The sequence below is a fragment of the Enterobacter cloacae complex sp. SHL009 genome, from assembly GCF_049237205.1.
GTDB lineage: Bacteria > Pseudomonadota > Gammaproteobacteria > Enterobacterales > Enterobacteriaceae > Enterobacter > Enterobacter cloacae_M.
The window spans coordinates 219,411-239,158 of the sequence record NZ_JBMKIW010000008.1 but is presented as its reverse complement, the minus strand read 5'-3'; the positions used below and the strand labels follow the sequence as shown (position 1 = coordinate 239,158).

26 protein-coding genes and 1 pseudogene are annotated in these 19,748 nt (G+C 52.9%); 26 read left to right on the top strand and 1 reads right to left on the bottom strand.

All coding sequences use genetic code 11. From position 1 onward, the window contains the following. Positions 1-103: 103 nt before the first annotated feature. The 4 genes and pseudogenes from ACOTZC_RS18385 to ACOTZC_RS18370 all read left to right on the top strand — a co-directional run. A pseudogene (locus ACOTZC_RS18385) lies at positions 104-541 on the top strand (hypothetical protein); the annotation flags it as partial. A 133-nt stretch (positions 542-674) separates the two neighbouring features. Next, entirely contained in the window at positions 675-863 is a 189-nt protein-coding gene (locus ACOTZC_RS18380; protein ID WP_248223222.1) for a hypothetical protein, read from the top strand. 632 nt (positions 864-1,495) lie between these two features. Continuing rightward, a complete protein-coding gene (locus ACOTZC_RS18375) occupies positions 1,496-2,134 on the top strand; it encodes a putative metallopeptidase (RefSeq protein WP_421635936.1) in 639 nt (212 codons plus the stop codon). Between the two features lie 30 nt (positions 2,135-2,164). Beyond that, positions 2,165-2,638 (top strand): DUF2280 domain-containing protein, encoded by a 474-nt coding sequence (locus tag ACOTZC_RS18370; protein WP_421635935.1) that lies wholly within the window; start codon positions 2,165-2,167, stop codon positions 2,636-2,638. Positions 2,639-2,675: 37 nt separating this feature from the next. Here the strand turns inward: ACOTZC_RS18370 and ACOTZC_RS18365 are convergent, their stop codons facing one another. Continuing rightward, positions 2,676-3,332 carry a hypothetical protein gene (locus ACOTZC_RS18365; RefSeq protein WP_421635934.1) on the bottom strand — a complete coding sequence of 219 codons (657 nt, stop codon included), beginning with the start codon at positions 3,330-3,332 and terminating at the stop codon, positions 2,676-2,678. 179 nt (positions 3,333-3,511) lie between these two features. Here ACOTZC_RS18365 and ACOTZC_RS18360 point away from each other — a divergent pair, with 179 nt between their 5' ends. From ACOTZC_RS18360 to ACOTZC_RS18255, 22 genes are all read left to right on the top strand, one after another. Then, entirely contained in the window at positions 3,512-5,131 is a 1,620-nt protein-coding gene (locus ACOTZC_RS18360; protein WP_421635933.1) for a TerL protein, read from the top strand. A gap of 1 nt (position 5,132) precedes the next feature. After that, positions 5,133-6,596: a DUF1073 domain-containing protein gene (locus ACOTZC_RS18355; RefSeq protein WP_421635932.1), complete on the top strand. Its 1,464-nt coding sequence runs from the start codon at positions 5,133-5,135 to the stop codon at positions 6,594-6,596. A 76-nt stretch (positions 6,597-6,672) separates the two neighbouring features. Further along, positions 6,673-7,206 carry a phage minor head protein gene (locus ACOTZC_RS18350; RefSeq protein WP_421635940.1) on the top strand — a complete coding sequence of 178 codons (534 nt, stop codon included), beginning with the start codon at positions 6,673-6,675 and terminating at the stop codon, positions 7,204-7,206. Positions 7,207-7,244: 38 nt separating this feature from the next. Next, complete coding sequence (locus ACOTZC_RS18345) at positions 7,245-7,523, top strand: hypothetical protein (protein ID WP_421635931.1); 279 nt, start codon at positions 7,245-7,247, stop codon at positions 7,521-7,523. Positions 7,524-7,593: 70 nt separating this feature from the next. Further along, positions 7,594-8,859, top strand: a complete 1,266-nt coding sequence (locus ACOTZC_RS18340) for a DUF2213 domain-containing protein (protein WP_421635930.1) — start codon at positions 7,594-7,596, stop codon at positions 8,857-8,859. A gap of 11 nt (positions 8,860-8,870) precedes the next feature. Next, positions 8,871-9,374, top strand: coding sequence for a structural cement protein Gp24 (locus ACOTZC_RS18335; RefSeq protein WP_047345209.1), 504 nt, complete (start codon positions 8,871-8,873; stop codon positions 9,372-9,374). A gap of 11 nt (positions 9,375-9,385) precedes the next feature. After that, complete coding sequence (locus ACOTZC_RS18330; RefSeq protein WP_016247459.1) at positions 9,386-10,333, top strand: DUF2184 domain-containing protein; 948 nt, start codon at positions 9,386-9,388, stop codon at positions 10,331-10,333. A 45-nt stretch (positions 10,334-10,378) separates the two neighbouring features. After that, positions 10,379-10,726, top strand: a complete 348-nt coding sequence (locus tag ACOTZC_RS18325; protein WP_421635929.1) for an STY1053 family phage-associated protein — start codon at positions 10,379-10,381, stop codon at positions 10,724-10,726. Beyond that, positions 10,698-11,108 carry a DUF4054 domain-containing protein gene (locus ACOTZC_RS18320; RefSeq protein ID WP_421635928.1) on the top strand — a complete coding sequence of 137 codons (411 nt, stop codon included), beginning with the start codon at positions 10,698-10,700 and terminating at the stop codon, positions 11,106-11,108. The genes ACOTZC_RS18325 and ACOTZC_RS18320 overlap by 29 nt, the downstream gene beginning before the upstream one ends. Further along, on the top strand, positions 11,105-11,611 hold the full coding sequence (locus ACOTZC_RS18315; RefSeq protein ID WP_023150226.1) for a hypothetical protein: 507 nt from the start codon (positions 11,105-11,107) through the stop codon (positions 11,609-11,611). The genes ACOTZC_RS18320 and ACOTZC_RS18315 overlap by 4 nt, the downstream gene beginning before the upstream one ends. Next, a complete protein-coding gene (locus tag ACOTZC_RS18310) occupies positions 11,611-12,015 on the top strand; it encodes a hypothetical protein (protein WP_032666025.1) in 405 nt (134 codons plus the stop codon). Before ACOTZC_RS18315 ends, ACOTZC_RS18310 begins: the two co-directional genes overlap by 1 nt. Beyond that, positions 12,008-12,553, top strand: coding sequence for a phage neck terminator protein (locus ACOTZC_RS18305; protein WP_421635927.1), 546 nt, complete (start codon positions 12,008-12,010; stop codon positions 12,551-12,553). Before ACOTZC_RS18310 ends, ACOTZC_RS18305 begins: the two co-directional genes overlap by 8 nt. A gap of 3 nt (positions 12,554-12,556) precedes the next feature. Further along, the gene (locus ACOTZC_RS18300) at positions 12,557-13,702 is read left to right on the top strand and encodes a DUF3383 family protein (RefSeq protein ID WP_421635926.1); all 1,146 of its coding nucleotides are present in this window, start codon (positions 12,557-12,559) and stop codon (positions 13,700-13,702) included. An 11-nt stretch (positions 13,703-13,713) separates the two neighbouring features. Beyond that, positions 13,714-14,154, top strand: a complete 441-nt coding sequence (locus ACOTZC_RS18295; protein ID WP_421635925.1) for a DUF3277 family protein — start codon at positions 13,714-13,716, stop codon at positions 14,152-14,154. Positions 14,155-14,157: 3 nt separating this feature from the next. Next, positions 14,158-14,610, top strand: coding sequence for a phage tail assembly chaperone (locus ACOTZC_RS18290; protein ID WP_421635924.1), 453 nt, complete (start codon positions 14,158-14,160; stop codon positions 14,608-14,610). A gap of 23 nt (positions 14,611-14,633) precedes the next feature. Beyond that, on the top strand, positions 14,634-14,798 hold the full coding sequence (locus ACOTZC_RS18285; RefSeq protein WP_023229521.1) for a DUF6889 family protein: 165 nt from the start codon (positions 14,634-14,636) through the stop codon (positions 14,796-14,798). Then, positions 14,788-16,797, top strand: a complete 2,010-nt coding sequence (locus ACOTZC_RS18280; protein ID WP_421635923.1) for a transglycosylase SLT domain-containing protein — start codon at positions 14,788-14,790, stop codon at positions 16,795-16,797. Before ACOTZC_RS18285 ends, ACOTZC_RS18280 begins: the two co-directional genes overlap by 11 nt. Then, entirely contained in the window at positions 16,797-17,399 is a 603-nt protein-coding gene (locus ACOTZC_RS18275) for a phage baseplate protein (RefSeq protein ID WP_421635922.1), read from the top strand. Before ACOTZC_RS18280 ends, ACOTZC_RS18275 begins: the two co-directional genes overlap by 1 nt. A gap of 1 nt (position 17,400) precedes the next feature. Continuing rightward, a complete protein-coding gene (locus tag ACOTZC_RS18270; protein WP_421635921.1) occupies positions 17,401-17,706 on the top strand; it encodes a phage baseplate plug family protein in 306 nt (101 codons plus the stop codon). A gap of 2 nt (positions 17,707-17,708) precedes the next feature. Next, positions 17,709-18,773: a hypothetical protein gene (locus tag ACOTZC_RS18265; protein ID WP_421635920.1), complete on the top strand. Its 1,065-nt coding sequence runs from the start codon at positions 17,709-17,711 to the stop codon at positions 18,771-18,773. Between the two features lie 12 nt (positions 18,774-18,785). Next, complete coding sequence (locus tag ACOTZC_RS18260; protein ID WP_421635919.1) at positions 18,786-19,130, top strand: hypothetical protein; 345 nt, start codon at positions 18,786-18,788, stop codon at positions 19,128-19,130. Next, positions 19,130-19,672, top strand: coding sequence for a hypothetical protein (locus tag ACOTZC_RS18255; protein WP_421635918.1), 543 nt, complete (start codon positions 19,130-19,132; stop codon positions 19,670-19,672). Before ACOTZC_RS18260 ends, ACOTZC_RS18255 begins: the two co-directional genes overlap by 1 nt. The last annotated feature ends 76 nt before the right edge of the window (positions 19,673-19,748 follow it).

Sequence of the window (19,748 nt, the reverse complement as noted above, 5' to 3'; positions counted from 1 at the left end):
ATCAGACGCCATCAGAGTTTGCAGCACGGTGGCGAAATGAAAAATGTGAAGGTAAACAAACCGACATTACTAACTGATAGTTGTATCTAACACTGGGGGCAGGTCAGTTCGAGAGTTCAAAAAGCGCCTGGTCGCAGAATTCTTCAACATGCGTAGCGCGCTGGCGAAGAAGAAGATGGATCGCAATTCAGCTCGCCTTGAGTACAAACCCATGACTGATGCCATCAAACATGAGCGAGAGGCTCAAGGCAAGCAGATAGCTCCACATCACTTCAGCAATGAAGCCGACTTAATCAACCGATTGACGCTTGGCATGACAGCAGCAAAATTTCGAGTGCATCACGACATCGATAAGAAGGAGCCGATCCGTGATTACCTTACTCCTGAGCAGATCCACTGCATTACCGAACTACAGCGTGCTAACACCGTGTTCATCAGCATGGGGTGGGACTTTGAGCAGAGGAAAGAAGTGCTACGCGGTATGTTTGAGCGCAACCATCGCCAGCCGCTTATCGAAGAACAGCACACCCTTGCTGCCTGACCATTGAGCTTAAATTTGGCTGGGCATACTGAGAGCCACTTTCACAACGGCTTTCCATTCCAAAGCTCATCTCCGGGGGGCTTGATAATGACCTTATTTCAATTAAGCTGTTGAGCTCGCAAAGGAGACATAAATGAGCAAATGGTTTTATTGTGTTGAAATTTTGAAAGAGGGTAAGCTTGAAAAAGACTCAGGCATATTCCCATCCGATGGTGCTGCTGGCTACGACACTCCTGAAGGTGCCTTGGATGCAATTCTTTGGCATTTCAGACAATTTCATCCTGATGCAGAAGTGACAATTGTTAATCTCAACAGAGTCTAATCAGAAGATGATCCCAAACCGCCTGCGGGCGGTTTTTTATTGCCATCACCATGGGGCGGCTCATCGTAATGGCAATATCCCCATAAGCGGATAACCAACCAAATATCCCTAGAGAGGATAGTAAGGCTCTCAATGTCCGACATCTACCAATTCACGCTAACCACCCAAACAGGTGAAACCTTCACGGGCAAGATGGCTCGACGTCAGCCTGAACTGATGAATGGCTTTGTGCCGCTAGCGACCGAGACGAGCTAGCGGCATAAGCTAAGCTGAGTTTCTATCTCACAATTTGGACTAATGGTTTGAGGTAAAGGTGGATAATTTCCGGTTTTATTGATTCGTTGTTCTTAACGAATTGGTAAAACTGAGATCTCATTAGAGGGGTGAGGATTGTTTTGATGCTGTCTTCATAAATATAGTCTCCACATGATGGGCATGAGGAAAAAGTAACAGCGCTGTTTGTCGTTTTTGCATTGAAGCTCCATTCCTGGACAGTTGTTGACTGGCATAGTAAGCAGTAAGGCATGTTTAATCTCATTCAATCATGTGATGGAAAATCAATGGATTATATTCAGTATAATAAACGCAAAAATAGCTCAGTATCTCAATGATTTTACATATCGGAGACGGCCATGGGTGATTATGATTGTTGCAGACCATACCCGCCAGTTAACTTCATCGCCTCCGACAACTGGCAGCCGTACACCCGGCAGATCCCCGCTAACGAAGTGAATGAGTGGATAAGCCGACAAATCCTCAGCGATTCCGGAAGCATCCACAACCCTGACCACGAACACCTGCTTGAAGCTGATCTCTGCTTCATGTGGGCGTCAGGCTCATTTGTGAAGAAAGGGCGCTGCGTTCTCGGCCAGGCCGAACAGGTGATGCTACGCGCCGGTGGACGGCAGAAGGCCAGAATGGAACAGCAGATGTATGAATGGTTCGGGCGCATCCCGAAGTTCATCATCACTCTGGCCGCTGATTACTGCTCACAATGCAGTGACCTCGAGTTCTGCGCGCTGGTAGAGCACGAGCTTTATCACATCGCCCAGGCCACCGATGATTTCGGCGCGCCTAAGTTCAACAAAGAGACCGGGCAGCAAGTGCTTACACTTCGCGGCCACGATGTGGAAGAGTTTGTGGGCGTGGTTCGCCGTTACGGTGCGAGCCGGGACGTGCAGGAAATGATTGATGCAGCGAATCAGCCAGCGGAGGTTGCTCATATCGATATTGCCAGAGCGTGCGGGACGTGCATGCTGCGACTGGCTTAACACTGGACTGTATAATACGAATGGTGATTTATGGCTGCTTTAAAACCTGATGTGAAAGCCTTCATTGTTCAGTCGCTTGCGTGTTATGACACGCCTTCGCAAGTGGTAGAGGCTGTCCAAAAAGAATTCGGTATCAAGATAACCCGGCAGCAGGCCGAATCTCACGACCCTACAAAGGCCAGTGGTAAGACGCTCGCCAAAAAGTGGATCGAAATATTCAATGCGACTCGTGAGCGATTCCTGATCGAAACCAGCGATATTCCGATCGCGAACAAATCCTATCGCCTCCGCGTGCTTGACCGCATGGCAACCAAAACCGAGGGGATGAAAAACTTCTCCCTTACGGCGCAACTGATTGAACAAGCTGCGAAAGAGGTTGGCGACGCTTACACTAATAAGCTGAAAGTTGAGAGCACTGGCACGGATGGCGGCCCTGTCAGAATTGAAACAACTAACTTAACATCTGAGCAAGCAGCTGAGGCGTATAAGAAAATGATGGGGTAATAGCTATAAGTATTGCTATTGCCCCAGCATATCAAAATTAAAATTTATCTATCCGAGAAACTCTATTGTAAGATATCTGAGATTGACCGTTTAATTGACGTTTCTGACTAAGCTCGACATGCTCAATTGTTATTATTTGATTGTGATGTATGGTTTTGTTTGTGGGTACAATGTAGGGGTAGGTTGTCCATCCCCAGTACATGTTACCTTTATCCGTTTTAACACAGTATGCGGCCGTCATAATGTTAACATGTTCCATGTCCATAAGCATGGCTCTGTATGGTGTCTCTATCTCAACTATTTTTTCATCCGGTGCCAAGTATACCCATGAGTCATGAATCTCACTATGCATTCTAATTTTATTACCTGTGATTTCAGTTTTTGAAGATGCGGTTACATGTCCAACAATTCTATTTGATGCGTCATAGAGATATGCTCCACGCCAGTTAACAGAATAACCATCGGGAGCTATTGATCGTAGAGATATCCCAGTCACCTCTTTCACAGTATAAGGTTGCGTTGTATCAGTCATTAGAAAATTAAAGGCAGGGTCCCAATGCATTGGGACTCTGGAAAAATTAATGTCGGCTATGAACTCTCCGGTATCAGTATTGATTATTCCCGTTCCCGTTCCTTCAACAAGTGAATGGTTTATCGTACCAATTAGACTGTATTCGTAGTCATATTTACTCATGGAATTTCCTCGTGAATAATTGACATAATAAATCCCACTCATCTACGCGGATGTGTGAGCTTTTGGTGGACTGTTATCCATGTGAAATTCAAAGAGGGTGAATTTTTAGAGAGATTAAATCTAACCTTTTCAACTAAGGTTTTTTTTGTAGTTTAGTTCGAAACTAGGAATCTTCAATAATGCCTTTGCCATTTCCTTTTGATTTCAAAAAACCTGACTACGTGCAGGTTTTCGAATGGCGAATGGAGCGACTCAAGAGAATCCGCAAAGACCCCTCCATGCTGGCAACTCTGAAGCAGTTCTACCGTACCAACCCGGCACAGTTCATCATCGACTGGGGTATGACTACTGACCCGCGTAACATCGATTATGGCCTGCCGGTCACCATCCCTTTTCTGCTGTTTCCGAAACAGGAAGAGTGGATTCACTGGATCATGGAGCGTCGCGAACGGCTGGAGAACGGCATTACCGAAAAGAGTCGCGAAATGGGACTCAGCTGGACGGCGATCGGGTTAGCCTGCTCGCTCTGCCTCTTCAACAAAGAAATGGTCATCGGCTTCGGCTCCCGTAAAGAGGAATACGTCGACAGTACCGGTGACCCGAAGGCGTTGTTCTGGAAGGCGCGCAAGTTCGTGGAAACGCTGCCCATCGAGTTTCGCGGTTCGTGGGACGAGAAGAAGCACGCCCCGTACATGCGCGTTGAGTTTCCCGATACTGGCGCGGTCATCAAAGGCGAAGCTGGCGACAATATCGGACGTGGTGACCGTACCACGCTCTACCTGGTGGATGAGGCTGCATTCCTCCAGCGTCCTCTGCTGATTGACGCGGCGCTGTCGCAAACCACCCGCTGCCGTATCGACCTGAGTTCGGTTAACGGCATGGCGAACCCGTTCGCGCAGAAGCGTCATGGCGGAAAGATACCGGTATTCACATTCCACTGGCGAAATGACCCGCGCAAGGATGAAGAGTGGTATCGCAGGGAATGCGAGAAAATCGACAATCCGGTGGTGGTGGCGCAGGAACTTGACCTGAACTACAGCGCATCAGCGGAAGGCGTCCTGATCCCGTCCGACTGGGTACAGGCTGCCGTCGATGCTCATATTAAGCTGGGCATTCAACCAACGGGCAAACGACTGGGCGCGATGGACGTTGCCGACGAAGGCCGGGACAAAAACGCCTTTTCGACCCGTCACGGCTTCCTACTGGAGAACGTGCGGGAATGGTCCGGCGTAGGCAGCGACATTTACCAGTCCGTTGAGAAGGTCTTCGGCTTTTGCGAACAGGACAACCTCGAAGAGTTTCGCTTCGACGAGGACGGTCTGGGCGCTGGCGTTCGCGGCGATGCGCGCGCCATCAACGAACTGCGTAACGCTGCGCGTCGACCGTCAATACTCGCCACACCGTTTCGCGGTAGCGGCGCGGTGTTTGATCCGGACGACGAAGCGGTGCGCGGTGACAACGGACAGGCCGCCCGCCTGAACAAGGACTTCTTCGCTAACGCCAAGGCCCAGAGCTGGTGGCGGTTACGCAAGCTTTTCCAGAACACCTATCGCGCCGTGGTTGAGGGCATGGCCTACAACCCGGATGAAATCATCTCAATCAGCAGCGCCATGGCGAGCAAAGACAAACTCATCATCGAGCTGTCGCAGCCGACCTACTCCATTAACGGCGTGGGGAAAATCGTTGTTGATAAACAGCCTGACGGCACCAAGTCGCCGAACCTCGCCGACGCCGTGATGATTAACTACGCGCCGATGGATTCCTCTCTTGATAATTGGGCCAAACTGGCCGGAGCGTGACATGTCCCGTAAGAAACGCCAGAACGGCGCACAAAAGCCCGTTGCGACAGCTGACGGGTACAACAATTTCACGGCCAAACTTGGCAGCGACACCAGAAACATACAGACGGGCGGAATGTACATGCCCGGGTACATCAGCCGTAACAGGGTGATGCTGGAATTTGCGTACCGTTCATCGTTCCTCGTTGGTGCCGGTGTGGACGCGATGGCCGATGATATGACCCGCAAGGGGATTAACATCAGCTCAAAGCTGAAACCCGGACAAAAGGGCAAGCTCGAAACTTTCTGGGATGAGCTCGCTATATGGGATGGTCTTAACGATAACCTCAAATGGTCACGATTGTACGGTGGCGCGGTACTGGTGGTCCTGCTTGAAGGACAGGATATGTCCTCCCCGTTGAAACTGGATCGCATCAAAGAGGGGCAGTTCAAGGGCGTGATGAGCCTTGACCGCTGGATGATTAACCCGAGTTATTACGATCTCGTTACCGATTACGGTCCCGATTTTGGGAAACCGAAATATTACAAGGTAATCACGAACCAGCAGGGGATTCCCCCCTGGAAGATCCACCATAGCCGCGTTATCCGCATGGAGGGCGATACGCTTCCTTTCCAGCAGGCCCAGACGGAAAACGGCTGGGGGATGTCTGTTGTGGAGCGTATTTTCGAGCGTATCGAGGCGTTTGATACTGCGACGGTCGGCACCACACAGCTGATCCACAAAGCGCATCTGCGGACCTACAGCATTGAAGACCTGCGCAAGATTCTTGCTACCGGAGGCGACCTTGAAAAGGCACTGATGAAGCACCTGGACATGATACGTGAGTTCCAGACCATCGAAGGCATGACCATCATGGATGGTAAGGATAAATTCGAAACCCACAGCTATACGTTTGCGGGTATCGCTGATGTCCTTCTGCGCTTTGCTGAGCAGGTTTCCGGCGCGACGGGAATTCCTCTCGTCCGACTGTTCGGGCAGTCCCCTGCAGGTTTCAACACCGGCGACGGCGATCTGGAAAACTACTACAGCCGGGTTAATTCGCTGCAGGAGAGACGCTTACGCCGACATATCCGCTGGCTGCTCGATATCTCCTGGCGTTCTCTGTTCGGTGAACCACTACCTGACGATTTTACTTTTGAGTTTAACAAGCTCTGGGAGATGTCAGACGTGGACCGCGCAACGATGGCGAACAATGTGGTTACTGCACTCGGTACCGCCGTTCGTGACCTTGGGATGCCACCTGCTGCAGCGCTTAACGACCTCAGGAACATTTCTGATGTGATTGGCATCGGTGGTTCTATCACTGACGAGGACATAGAAGATGCGAAGGCCCAGTGGGAGGAGGGTGAACCTGAAACCATCCCTCCGCCGTCGTTCGGAGATCCAGTATCGAAAAAGCCTGTTGGCGATAGCAAACCAGATAGGGCAGATCGTCGATGGTACCTACGATGGTTCACTGGCTAGCGCTGACAGCATTTCGAAAACGCTGGTGGACTATTCCGAGGTAATCAGCGACTGGGCAGAGCAGGTCGGGCGAAGGATGTTTGCCCTGGTCGAGCAGGAGGAATGGAATCAGTGGAAATCGGTATCAGAGGAAATCGGCGCTGGTCTGCGCGATGTAGTGGGTAATACCCCCGTCGGGCAGGTGGCGCAGGATATCGTGTACCGCCAGATTCAGCTGATGAAGTCACTGCCGCTGGAAGCAGCCGATCGCGTGATGGACATACAACAGCGCGCAATGCAGGCGGTTATCACTGGTGAACGTCCGGACGAGCTCTACGAGATGATCATGGCCTCCGGTGACGTGGCCGCCAGCAGGGCGCAGCTGATTGCCCGTACAGAGATTGGACGAGCTACCGGCGCGCTAACGCAGACCAGAGCCCTTTCGGTTGGCTCAGAGGGCTACTGGTGGCGTATCGAGGGGGCCGGCACGCGAGATTCTCACCGCAAGATGAAAGATAAATTTGTGCGCTGGGATAACCCGCCGACGCTGGACGGTATGACCGGACACGCCGGATGTTTGCCGAACTGCGAATGCTGGCCGGAAGTGCACGTGCCGCCTCCGAGGAAATAAGTTACATTGACTGAAATATTCTCAACGAGGCGATTGTTATGGACTTCTATATTTATTTCCCTGATGAGGGCAACCCACAAAAGCTCATGGTAATGACAGGGAGCACTGTACATACCCAGCCTTTTACTAAAGGCCAGAAGGCTGGAACATACGAGCAATATCCAATTCGAACATATGTGTGGTTGGAGGAGGATGGGAATAAAAATGTATTTCTGATTGCTTATGCAACTGAACCTTCACGGGACGAGATAGAACAGGCGATCTCAAAGCTCAAATTGCCGCCCACCACAAATTATCAAGATGATAACGAAGACTAACTGAGTTCATCCAAACCGGAGGCCGCCACTGTGCGGCCTTTTTTATTGCCCGCAATCTCGCAGGTAAACCATGAAATATTTCTTCACTACACGCTTAGGCGAAACGCGCTATCTGACGGCGGACGGTTCGCTGCTGTGTAAAGACGTGCCGATCGCACGAACAGGGACGCAGGTCTATTTGCCTGAGGAAATCGACCTCGAACCGGACGGCACCGGCACGGTGACGGTCTGGCGAACAGAAGACGAGGTGTTTTCCCCGGAGACGATGGCGAGCTTTGAGGGCGTCGCCGTCACGCTGGGGCATCCAGAGGACAGCCTGGGCAACATTGTTTTTGTTAACCCTTCTAACTTCGCGGAGCTGGCGCACGGACACATTCAGAACGTCCGGCGCGGCACCGGTGATAAATCGGATCTGCTCATTGCTGATGTGCTGATTAAACGCCAGGAAGCAATCGACGCGGTGAATTCTGGCCTGACCGATGTCAGCTGTGGCTATGACGCGCAGTACAAGCAGCTGGCACCCGGCAAAGGCAAGCAATACCAAATCACAGGTAACCACCTCGCAGTCGGCATTGACCGGGGGCGTGCTGGTGGCCGCTGTGCAATCGGGGATTCCATCCCATCAACAACAAAGGAGAAGCCTGTAATGTCATGGCTTAAAAAACTGGCTCAGGCCATTAAGACGAAAGATGAGGATGCGCTGGCAAAACTCATCGACGAAGCGCCGGATATGCCGTCTGATGGCATGCCTTCAATCCCCGGTTCCTCTATCACCATCAACATTCCTTCACAGACAACAGCCTTACCTGAAGGTAACCGCACCACTACGGATGAAGCTGATCCGAACAAAGACAAAACCGGCACGGACGATGAAGAAATTCCAGCTTGGGCGAAAGCGCTGCTGGTTCGCCTGGAAAAGCTGGAGGGTAAAACCACCGATGGTGATCCGGACCCGGGCAATATGACCACCGACGAAGACGAAAACCGCAAAGTGACGGGTGACGCAACCTTTAAGCGCAACCTGATCGCCGATGCGGAAATTATCTGCCCTGGCTTCCAGCCTGCAGGCGATAAAAGTCTGAAACGTCAGGTGCTGAATCACGCAATGCGCACCGGTGACAGCCTGAAATCGTTTGGCGTGGATGATTTCTACAAAGCGCCAAAGGCTACGGTCGACGCGGTGTTTACTGCCGCTGTGGCGCTGCATAAGGCGAAAAATCAGCTGACACCGCTGAACAACATTACCCGCACCACTGACAGCGGAATCAGCACTAAACACCTTTCCCCGGCAGAACTTAACAAGGTCAACGCCGAATTCTGGGCAAAAAACAAATAAGGTAAATCATCATGGCAGGTACAGCATATTTAACGCGCATGCCCCTGGGCATTGCCGGGGGCGTTACCCGTCCTCGTGATCTCACCATCGAGCCAGTAAGCCTGGACTACACGAAGCAGTTCGCGTCCTACGGGCTGCCAGGTAAATACGTGAACGATAAATTCGTTCCGCTGGAGTCAGGCGACACTATCAGCAAAGTGAAAGGGATTCTGGTTCGACCGTTCCCAATTACCTCTGCTCTGGACCTTGCTTACATTGGTGTGACGGCTAATCAGGTTGGTGACAACCTGAAACGCGGTTACATCTGCGTAACTGCTACCGCAGGCAACGCGGCGACCGCGAAAAAAGGCGATCCGGTTTACGTTCGCGTGGCTGGTGGCACCACTCAAAGCCCGGTTGGCTCCTTTGTGCTGTCTCCGGACTCTACCGCATCAAATACACCTCAGCTGCCAAATGCAGAGGTCATGGGGCCGGGTGAAGCCGACGGCCGTATTGAAATCGCTTATAACATCTGAGGGAATAATTAATGTTTACAATTGACAGAGCGACCATCGACTCCACCGGCGCGTTTTTGGTCGGCGAACTGGAGCGCATGGATCAGACGCTGAACATGCCTTTAGTGTCCTACAAATGGTCACGCGACATGCCGCTGCGCAGCGATATTTCTATCGCTGATGAAGTGTCATCCTTCACTAATACCGATTTCGTCGGCGTTGGTGGTCCAAACCCTAACGGTAAAAACTGGATCGGTAAAAAAGCCACTGCAATTCCTGGTATCGAGCTAGATATTCAGCCTACCCGTAACAACCTCACCTTGTGGGGGCAGGAAATCAGCTGGACGGTGCCGGAACTGGCTTCTGCCCAGAAACTGGGCCGTCCGGTTGATGTCCAGAAATACGAAGGCATGAAGCTGAAGTGGAACATGGACACCGACGAACAGGTTTATATCGGTGATAACGAGCTCGGCGTTGCTGGTCTGCTGAATCTGCCGGATGTTACTCCTGTTGCTGCAGCTGCAGCGTGGACCGCAACCACCGATCCGGATGTGATTGTTCAGGATATCAACCTGGTGCTGTCTGATGGCTGGGTTCGTTCTGGTTATGCGGTCTGCCCGGCAAAAATCGGCCTTGCGCCGGAGCTGTTCGGCCTGCTGGCGAGCAAAAAGGTTTCCTCTGCAGGGAATATCTCCGTGCTGGAATACGTGAAGATTAACACCATCGCGTTTCAGGAAAACGGCACACCACTGGAGATCGTCTCCATGAAGTGGGCCTCCAAGCGTGGCGCTGGCGGCGCGCATCGTATCGTTGCTTACACCCAGGACGAAAAATACGTTCGCTTCCCTATGGTTCCTCTGCTGAACACGCCGTTGGAGTATCGCGGACTGCAGCAGTTGACCACTTACTACGGCAAGCTGGGCCAGGTGGAAACCCCGTATTCCAATACGATCTCTTACCTGGACGTTCCGGCGTCTTAACCTGAAACAGGCGGGGAAAACCGCCTTTTTTTATGGAGCAAAAACATGAAATACGTTGTTTCCGGTGACGCGACTCTCAGCTTTGCCGACGGTTCTAAATTTGAGCTGTCTCAGGGCATCCACGACAGTTCCTCTTTCCCGAAAGAAGTTAAGGACCACTGGGCCTTTAAAGCCTATGCGCGCCCGATTGACGAAGCCGACCTGGCGAACGAGCAGAGCAATGAAGACCTTTCCGCGAGCCTTGTTCTCCTGGCAGAAGAAAATAACACCCTGAAAGCGCAGCTGGCAGCCGCTCAGGCACCAGCAGGAGGTAAACCTACCGACAGCACAGACAAAACCGATAACACCGGCGGGGACGCGAAAAATGCCAAAAAACAGCAGGCTTCCGACTAACGAGCAGTTCCGCACCGACTTTCCCGAGTTCGCCGACAAAACACGCTACCCTGACCCCTCAGTGAATTTCTATCTGGGGCAGGCCGATTCGCTTCTGAATCAGGACGTACAGGGCGATCAGTTCGTCTATCTGGCCGAACTATTCACGGCTCACTATACGGAGCTGCGCGGCCGCACGCTGGCCGCCGCTGCCGCTGGTGGTGTGAACAGCAACGGCGCAGCAGGTGTCGTGTCCTCTAAATCAGTGGATAAGGTTTCAGTGAGTTATGACGTGTCCGGGGTAATCGATCCGGATGCCGGTTTCTGGAACAGCACCGCCTACGGGCGCGAGTTCTACTGGTGGTGGTCGATGTTCGGTGCTGGTGGCAGGCAGTTGCTATGAAAAGCGGGTTAACGGTTCGTGCTGATAACGCCGTGGCTGTTCTGGAATCCCTCCGGCAGCTATCCGGAATGGATGTGCTGGTGGGAATACCTGAGGACAAGGCAGGGCGTGAAGATGGCTCCCCGATTAATAACGCGGAATTGGGTTACCTCCACTCGACGGGCGCAACGGTGGAAATCGACGGTACGACGGTCACGCTTCCTCCGCGTCCTTTTCTGGATATGGGGATCGAGGATTCAAAACCCCGAACCACTGCGCACCTGAAGGCAGCGGCAACCGCCGCGCTGGAGGGGCAGACTGAAGCAGCAGTGCGTGAGCTGGAGAGCGCCGGGCAGATTGCCCGTGATGCTGCAAAAGCTGTTATCGGTGCTGGCGACCGACTGCATCCTCTTTCTGAGAAAACCCTCGAACGCAGACGCGCCGAAGGCATTCCCGGCGACAAGCCGCTGTATGCCCACGGTTACCTGCTGCGCTCAATTAACTACGTCGTGAGGAAAAAATAATGCCTCTTCTCGATGTGAGCGATGTTCTTCTCGATCCCGACTTCATGGACACCAGTCTGGTGTGTCACCGGCAGGTTCAGACGGTGGATGAGGACAATTTCACGAAAAACACCGCTCAGGATATTCCATTCTCTGGCGTGGTGACGGTTGACCGTTCCCTGGAAGCCAGGCGAATGGAAGCAGGCCAGAACATAAGCGGCGCGATCCTCATCGTGACGCAGTTCAGATTAACCCAGGGCCAGCCCGGTTCAGACAGTTCCCCGCGACTTGATGCAGATATCGTGACCTATAGCGGACGCGACTATCGCGTGACGTTCGTCGACCCGTACACCCGTTACGGTGCCGGATTCGTCCAGGCACATTGTGAGCTGGTGGACTTTAACGGAGGGACGCCAGTTGAGTAACGACAGCACCGCGCGCGGTTATCTGACGCCTGTTGGGGATCTCCCCCAATACGACGAGGCGCTGGAGCGTGAAATCAGCCGGTGGATTCGTGGTGTTTCTGGCCTGCCGGCTGCGCTTGTTTTCCCCCGATGGACTGACCCGCAGCCGCAGATCCCCAACAACGGGGCGACGTGGTGCGCCTTCGGTATCACTACTGTTCCCCAGCCGTTAAGTCAGTCCGATGTTCAGGTTTCGGAAGAACAGTCCGAGCAATGGACATGGGAGCAGGTCACGGTGATTTGCTGCTTTTGCGGCCCTCTGGGGGCCAACATTGCATCAACTTTCCGCGCGGGGATATTCGTCGAGCAGAACAACGCCGAGCTGAATCGCTCGGGGCTTTCGCTGGTGGATGCCGGGACTATCTACAACCTGCCAGAGCTCATTAACAACCAGTGGGTGAGGCGATACGACCTCACCATTACGCTTTCTCGCAAAAACATTCGTACCTATAACGTCCGGACGCTGCAAGATGCGCCCGTCTCATTTTTCGGAGACTAAATTATGCCGCAGGGATTACCTGTATCAAACGTCGTTAATGTCGACGTGATCATTGGGCCGCGTGCGGCTACTGGTCGAAACTTTGGTTCGCTGCTCATTCTCGGGAGCTCAACGGTTATCCCGGTTACTGAGCGTATTCGCCTTTACTCATCCCCCGAAGATATCGGCACAGATTTCGGTGTTGATAGCCCGGAATATGAAGCCGCTACGGTGTATTTCTCGCAATCACCGAAGCCTCAGCAGGTATATGTCGGCCGCTGGGCGAAAACGCTGGCATCGGCTGAAAGCGGTTCGACGGAAACGCTGCTGCAGGCCGTGAACGCCCTACTGAATTACACGAACTGGTATGGCCTGGCCGTGGCTGACGATGAAGATATCGACGATGCCGACTGGCTGAGTGTGGCCGCAGCGATCGAGGCTTCCAGTCTCAGCCGCATTCTGGCGATTACCACTGCAGACCCGGCCTCAGTTGATGCGACATCGACTACCGATCTGGCTTACAAGCTGAAGGCTGCAAAATACGCTCGCACGTTTGTGCAGTATTCCACCAGCAGCAAGTACGCCGCGCTGTCGGCGTTTGGCCGCGCGTTTACCGTGAATTTCAACGGCAGCAACACCACCATTACCCTGAAGTTCAAACAGGAGCTGGGGATCACGTATGAAACCCTGACCACCAATCAGGCGGCGGCGCTGGATGCCAAGAACTGCAACGTGTTTGTGTACTACCAGAACGATACGGCAATCCTGCAGCAGGGCGTCATGTCCAGCGGTGATTTCTTCGATGAACGCCACGGGCTCGACTGGCTGCAGAACTACGTTCAGACCAACCTGTATAACCTGCTCTACACCAGCACAACCAAAGTCCCACAGACCGATGCTGGCGTTACGCGCCTCCTTTCCAATGTCGAACAGTCGATGGATCAGTCTGTCACAAACGGGCTGGTGGCTGCCGGTGTATGGAACGGCGGCCCGATCGGGCAACTGGATTCCGGCGATACGTTGACAAAAGGCTATTACGTCTACGCGCAGCCGATTTCCGAGCAGGCGCAGGCAGACCGCGAAGCGCGTAAGGCACCGGTTATTCAGGTGGCCTGTAAGCTGGCGGGTGCGGTTCATTTCGCTGATGTTCAGATCAACGTCGTTCGCTAAGGAGAACATGAATGGCTACTTATTCTTTTATGGACGTTACGGCGTCCCTCTCCGGCCCGACCGGCGAGATTGATCTGGGCTACGGTTCCGCAAGTTCAGAGGAGGGGATCACCGTTGCAATGGGCGGCCCCAAAAACACCATGACTATCGGTGCTGACGGCGAAGTGATGCACAGCCTGCACGCGGACAAAAGCGGCACGGTAACCGTCATCCTGCTGAAAACCTCGCCGACAAACAAAAAGCTGTCGCTGGCGTACAACGCGCAGAGTCAGTCCTCTGGCACCTGGGGAAACAACGTCATTGTGATCCGAAACAAGGTGAGCGGAGACATCATCACGGCGCGCAGCGTGGCGTTCCAGAAACAGCCGGATAACGCCAACGCTAAGGCCGGTAATACGATGCCCTGGGTGTTTGACTGCGGCAAAATCGACCAGGTACTCGGAGAGTTTTAACAGATGGAATGCTCAATCAAAGGCCACGATTACCGCGTGGCAAAACTCAGCGTTTTTGACCAGCTGAAAGTTACCCGTAAGCTGCTGCCGGTGCTGGCGGGCATGATGTCAGATTTCGGGAGCATTCGCTCCCTGTTGCCTGCTGATGGCAAAATCGACACCGTGAAATGCGATCAGTTGAAACCGGTGTTTGAAACCCTGCTCCCGCGTATCGCTGAGGAACTGTCTTCCCTGACCGAAGAAGACACCAACGCGATTATTCATCCTTGCCTGGCCGTAGTATCACGTAAGCACATGGACGGATGGACGCTGGTATTTAACAGCGGTCAGCTGATGTTCGATGATATCGACCTGCTGACCATGCTGCAGCTGGTGGCGCGGGTGGTCGCCGATTCGCTGGGAAATTTTTTGCCCGTGAGCCCTACCAGCGCGACGGCGGACCAGCCTCAGGGCTAACCCTCAACAGCCTGCCTGACGGGCTGTCTTATCTCCTTGACCCGGTTGACGCCGGGTTAATCCCTTATTACGCGCTGAAGGATGGATCTGTCGATCTGTGCGATATCGCGCTGATGAATGACCACCTGGCCGTTAAGGCTGACAACCAGCGCCGTATAGAGAAATGGAGAGAGGATAATGAACGCTGAGACTATTAAAGATTTCCTCGTCTCGCTCGGTTTTGATATCGACGAAGCAGGCGCGGAAAAGTTCGATTCAGTCCTCGCCGGCACGACCGCAAACGCCATCAAAATGGGGCTGGCCGTCGAAGGTGCCGCGCTTACCGTGGTGGCCTTTACGGCTAAGATCGCTTCCGGGCTCGATAACCTCTACTGGGCGTCACAGCGCACCGGCGCGACGGTTCAGGGGATTCAGTCTATTGGCTATGCGGTTTCGCAGGTGGGCGGCAGCGTGGACGCGGCGCGCTCCTCTCTGGAAAGCCTCTCCCGGTTTGTGCGTAACAATCCCGGCGCGGAAGGCTTCCTGAATCGCCTGGGCGTACAGACCCGTGACGCCAGCGGTAACATGCGCGACATGGCCGCTATCTTTACGGGTGTCGGCCAGAAGCTCAGCAGCATGCCGTATTACCGGGCTAACCAGTATGCGCAGATGCTGGGCATTGACGAAAATACCCTCATGGCGATGCGCCGGGGTGTCGGTGGTTTCTCCGGGCAGTACAGCGCGATGGCGAAGGCTATCGGCTTCAATGCTGACGAGGCGGCCAGAAGCTCCAACAAATTCATGACCTCCCTGCGCGAGTTCGGCGCGATGGCAGGCATGGCCCGTGACAAAATCGGCTCTAATCTTGCTGATGGCCTGGCGGGTTCGCTGGACACGCTGCGCCGTCATATCCTGGAAAACTTCCCGCGTATCGAGCAGACCTTGACGAAAGCCATAAAAGGCATTCTGGCGCTCGGGGACATTATCGGGCGGCTGTTCTTCCGGCTCATCGAAGGGACATCAGACCTTATTACCTGGTGGAAATCACTCGACAAGCAAACGCGGGAGCTGATCTCGCTGTTTGGCGCGCTGACGATTGCGCTGCGCATTCTGAACAGTACGTTCTGGATGTCACCGATTGGCCTCATTACCGCGCTGGCGGCGGGGATTGCCCTTCTGTGGGAGGACTATCAGACCTGGAAGGAAGGCGGAGACAGCCTGATTGACTGGGGCAAGTGGAAGCCGGAAGTCGACGCCGCGCTGAAGATGGTTCGTGACCTTAAAACGACCGTTAACGACCTGGCGAAAGCGCTGGCGAAGCTGCTCAACATTGACCCTAAATCATGGTCCCTGAAGTGGGACTTCAGTAACTTTATCGACCAGATGGGCGAGTTCAGCAAAATGCTGAACATGATCGCTGACCTGCTTAACGCCATTAAAGATGGCCGCTGGGCTGATGCCGCCAGCATCGGCAAACAGATGCTTAATCAGGGCAGCGAAAATCCTTCAGCGATGCCGATGGTAACAGACAGCGCCAACGGTACCGCCGACTGGATTAAAGAGCACTGGGGATTCGATCCTCGCATCGTAGGCCGAACGGTGCGCGGCTGGTTTGGTGAGGATGACCCTGAACAGCTCGGCCAGTCAGTAAAGCGGCCACAGCCAACCAAAGCGGGCTCTGAGCTGCTGGGATGGATGCAACCGATGCTTACCAACCTGGAACAGCTTTACCGGCTTCCAGAGGGTTTGCTGCGTAGTGTGGCCATCACCGAATCGGGTGGTAATCAGTTCGCTGTTTCAGGTGCTGGCGCTAAAGGTCTGTTTCAGTTCATGGACGGGACGGCGCGCGACATGGGGCTGCGCGGGAATGATGTTTTCGACCCGGAGAAGTCAGCACAGGCAGCCGCTAAATACCTTAGCCAGTTGTTACGGCAGAACGGCGGAGACCTTAGCAAAGCGCTGGCTTCATATAACTGGGGGATCGGCAACGTTCAGCGCTATGGCATGGGGTTGATGCCGCAGGAAACGCGTAACTACATTCCGAAAGTAATGAGCAATATGCCCACCAGCGCCCCGGTCATTCAGCAGGAAACGAACATTAACATCCACGGCGTTTCCGATCCGCGCGAGGCTGCCCGTTTGACTGTTGACCGTCAAAAGGGTGTGAACTCACAGTTAACCCAGCAACTCCCCGCAGGACCGAGATAATGGATATTTTATCAGCGATTTTTCGCCAGCAATCCCGGCGAATTGGCCTGCTGCTCCCCAGCGTGGTCGTTTCCGAAAAGCATTCTGATGCGCTCGAAATTACTGAGCACCCGGTGGAGAAGCCAACAACGAATAGCGCCTCGGGTTTTATCGCCGATCATGCGTATAAGCGTCCCAGCGAAGTCACAATGGAATGTGGTTTCGCTGGTGGCGGTTCGTTGCTGGACTTCATTGATACATCTTCAATCGGCCTCAGCGCCGGACTGAGCCCCAAAGAGACCTATCAGCAACTGCTGGATCTCCAGTCCTCTCTGGTGCCGTTCGACGTGGTGACTGGCAAGCGGGTGTACAGCAATATGCTGGTGCGCGCCATCGAGGTGACAACGGACAAAACCAGCGAGAACGTGCTGAACTGCACGCTTACCCTGCGTGAAGTGATTATGTCGCAAACGCAGAGCGTTAACGTTGCTGATAAGTCCGATATGCAGGATGGCGTCAGCACATCGGCGGTGCAGAATTCTGGAACGAAATCCACGACACCTCCAAACGAGTCCTTGCTGAGCCAGCTGGGCGGAAGCGTTACATCAGCATTCGGGGGATGATATGCAGTTTAACGAAATACCGCTTTCTCCTGACAACCAGCAGTTTCGCGTTTTGCTGGGCAATACCACGTATACGCTCAGGATCATCTGGCGTGATGCGGCAGGCTGGATTATGGACGTGATGGATAGCGGCGGTGCTGCGCTTCTTTCTGGCGTACCTCTCCTGACCGGCGTGAACCTATTGCGGCAATATCCACAGCTCGGCATTGATGGCGCGCTGGTGGTGGCGACCTATAAGGGCGCACCAGACGAGCCCACCAAAACCAACCTCGGCACATACAGCCATCTCATTTTCGTACAGGAGTAGAAATGTCTCTTAACTGGATGCGCCATTTTGATCTGCAACTGTTGGACCAGAACGGGCAGGGCGTTTCCCTGTCAGATTTTAAGGTCACGTTCCAGATCGAGTGGGCAGATACACGCTGGCCGCGCGTGGCAAACGTGAAAATTTACAACCTTTCGACCGATACCACGAACAAGATACTGGGGCAGGAGTTTGCCAAAATTCGCATCATTGCCGGGTATGACGGTATAGCGCCGGATGTTGATGCGAGCCAGGTCGGCGTCGCCCGGGAGATTTCACCAGACTTGATAGGGCAGGTGAACGGTCAGAACTACGGCCTGATTTTTGACGGTGATATTCGCTTTACCGTCACCGGGAAGGACAACATTACCGATTCCTGGGTGTTGATTCAGGCTATTGGTGATCACGAAGCGTTCCTCTATGCGACCACCATCACCACGCTTGCCGCTGGTTATACCGTTGCGGATCTGCACCGGGCGACGATGCAGGATTTCAACGCGTTCGGCGTGACACAGGGCATTACCGGTGATTTTCCTGATACCGTGTTTCCTCGTGGCCGCGCGATTTACTCATCCAGCCGCAACGTGATGGATAATATTGCTGCGCAGTGCAAAGCGACATGGCAGCTGGTGGATGGTCAGGTCCAGATGGTGCCGGAGGATAAATATATTCACGAAGCCATTGTGTTGAATGCCGATACTGGCCTGATCGGTATGCCGCAACAAACGATGGGCGGCGGAGTAAACGTGCGGTGCCTGATAAACCCAAACATCCGTATTAATGGTCTTATCCAGCTCGATCAGGCTTCGGTGTACCGCGCCGCGCTTGGCAATAGCGAAATAGCACAGTCGCCCGGGCGTATCACCGAAACAGAAGAGAACGGCAACCGCGTGCTGACCGGTACAACGTCACAGGCTGCCAGCATTGCGACGGATGGCGTTTATATCGTCAAAGCTATCGACTATACTGGCGACACCAGAGGTCAGGCGTGGTACATGGATTTGATGTGTTTTGCGCGTGGCGCTCGTGATCTTTATAGCCCGAAAGCTATGCAAGGGACGACTAATTAGTGAGGTGGGGCCGTGAGACATTTACTTTGCACTGTTACCGTGTTCGCGGTGCTTATATCAGTGCCTGCTTTTGCGGATCAGCAGTGTGGTGATTTTAAAATCCATTGGGCCGATGATGGCTTAGCCAGAATCAATGGCGCAAAGCCAGAAATGCAAAAAATCACCTTCCTGAAAAACAAAGACGATTATAACAATATCAAGATGGATTGGCGTATGGCTACCGATCAGCCTGGAAGATGGGTTGGTCTTGAGTACATTAATCGAAATGGCAAGGTAATTCTCAATGCCCAGTGGTTGCAAACCAGTATGGACGCGCCGCGTCAGTATGCAACATACGACTGCGTGAAGGTGATGTAATGGCCGTAACTACCAACGATCAAGATGTCTTGGACGAGTATATCGAGCGCGCTGAATTACTATATGATTATCAAAAAGATCAATATGAATTGGCTGTTGACTCGATTCGCAGACTCGAAGACAAATCAACAAAAATGCTTGGTATTCTTAGTTTCATCATTACCGTTTCACTTTTAGTAGTGAGATATTGGTGGAATGATATTTTTGTTGGAGAAATAACACCATGGAAATGCATTTGTTGGGTGGCTATAATTTTATTCCTCATTTTTGCAATGTGCTCATGGGGATTTGCATTTAGCGCTATGATTCCCAAAGATTTCATCAAGCCCTCTTCAGGTGAGGATATGACTACGCATTTCATAAACAATCCGAGACATATTTCATTGACCTGGGCTGCAAATTCCTATTCTGATTTTACTGCTGTAGTTGATGAGTTCCATAAAGAAAAGGTCAGAATGATTCATAATGGGAATGAGGCGATTCTTTTTGCAGCCATATCATTCGCAGTGTTTATTTTGATGGTGTTTATTATTAAGCTCTAAAAATAAGGATTTGTATGTCGTGGCAAAAAAAAGACTCCAATAAGAATGACAGGAAAGATGGATCTCATGTATCCAG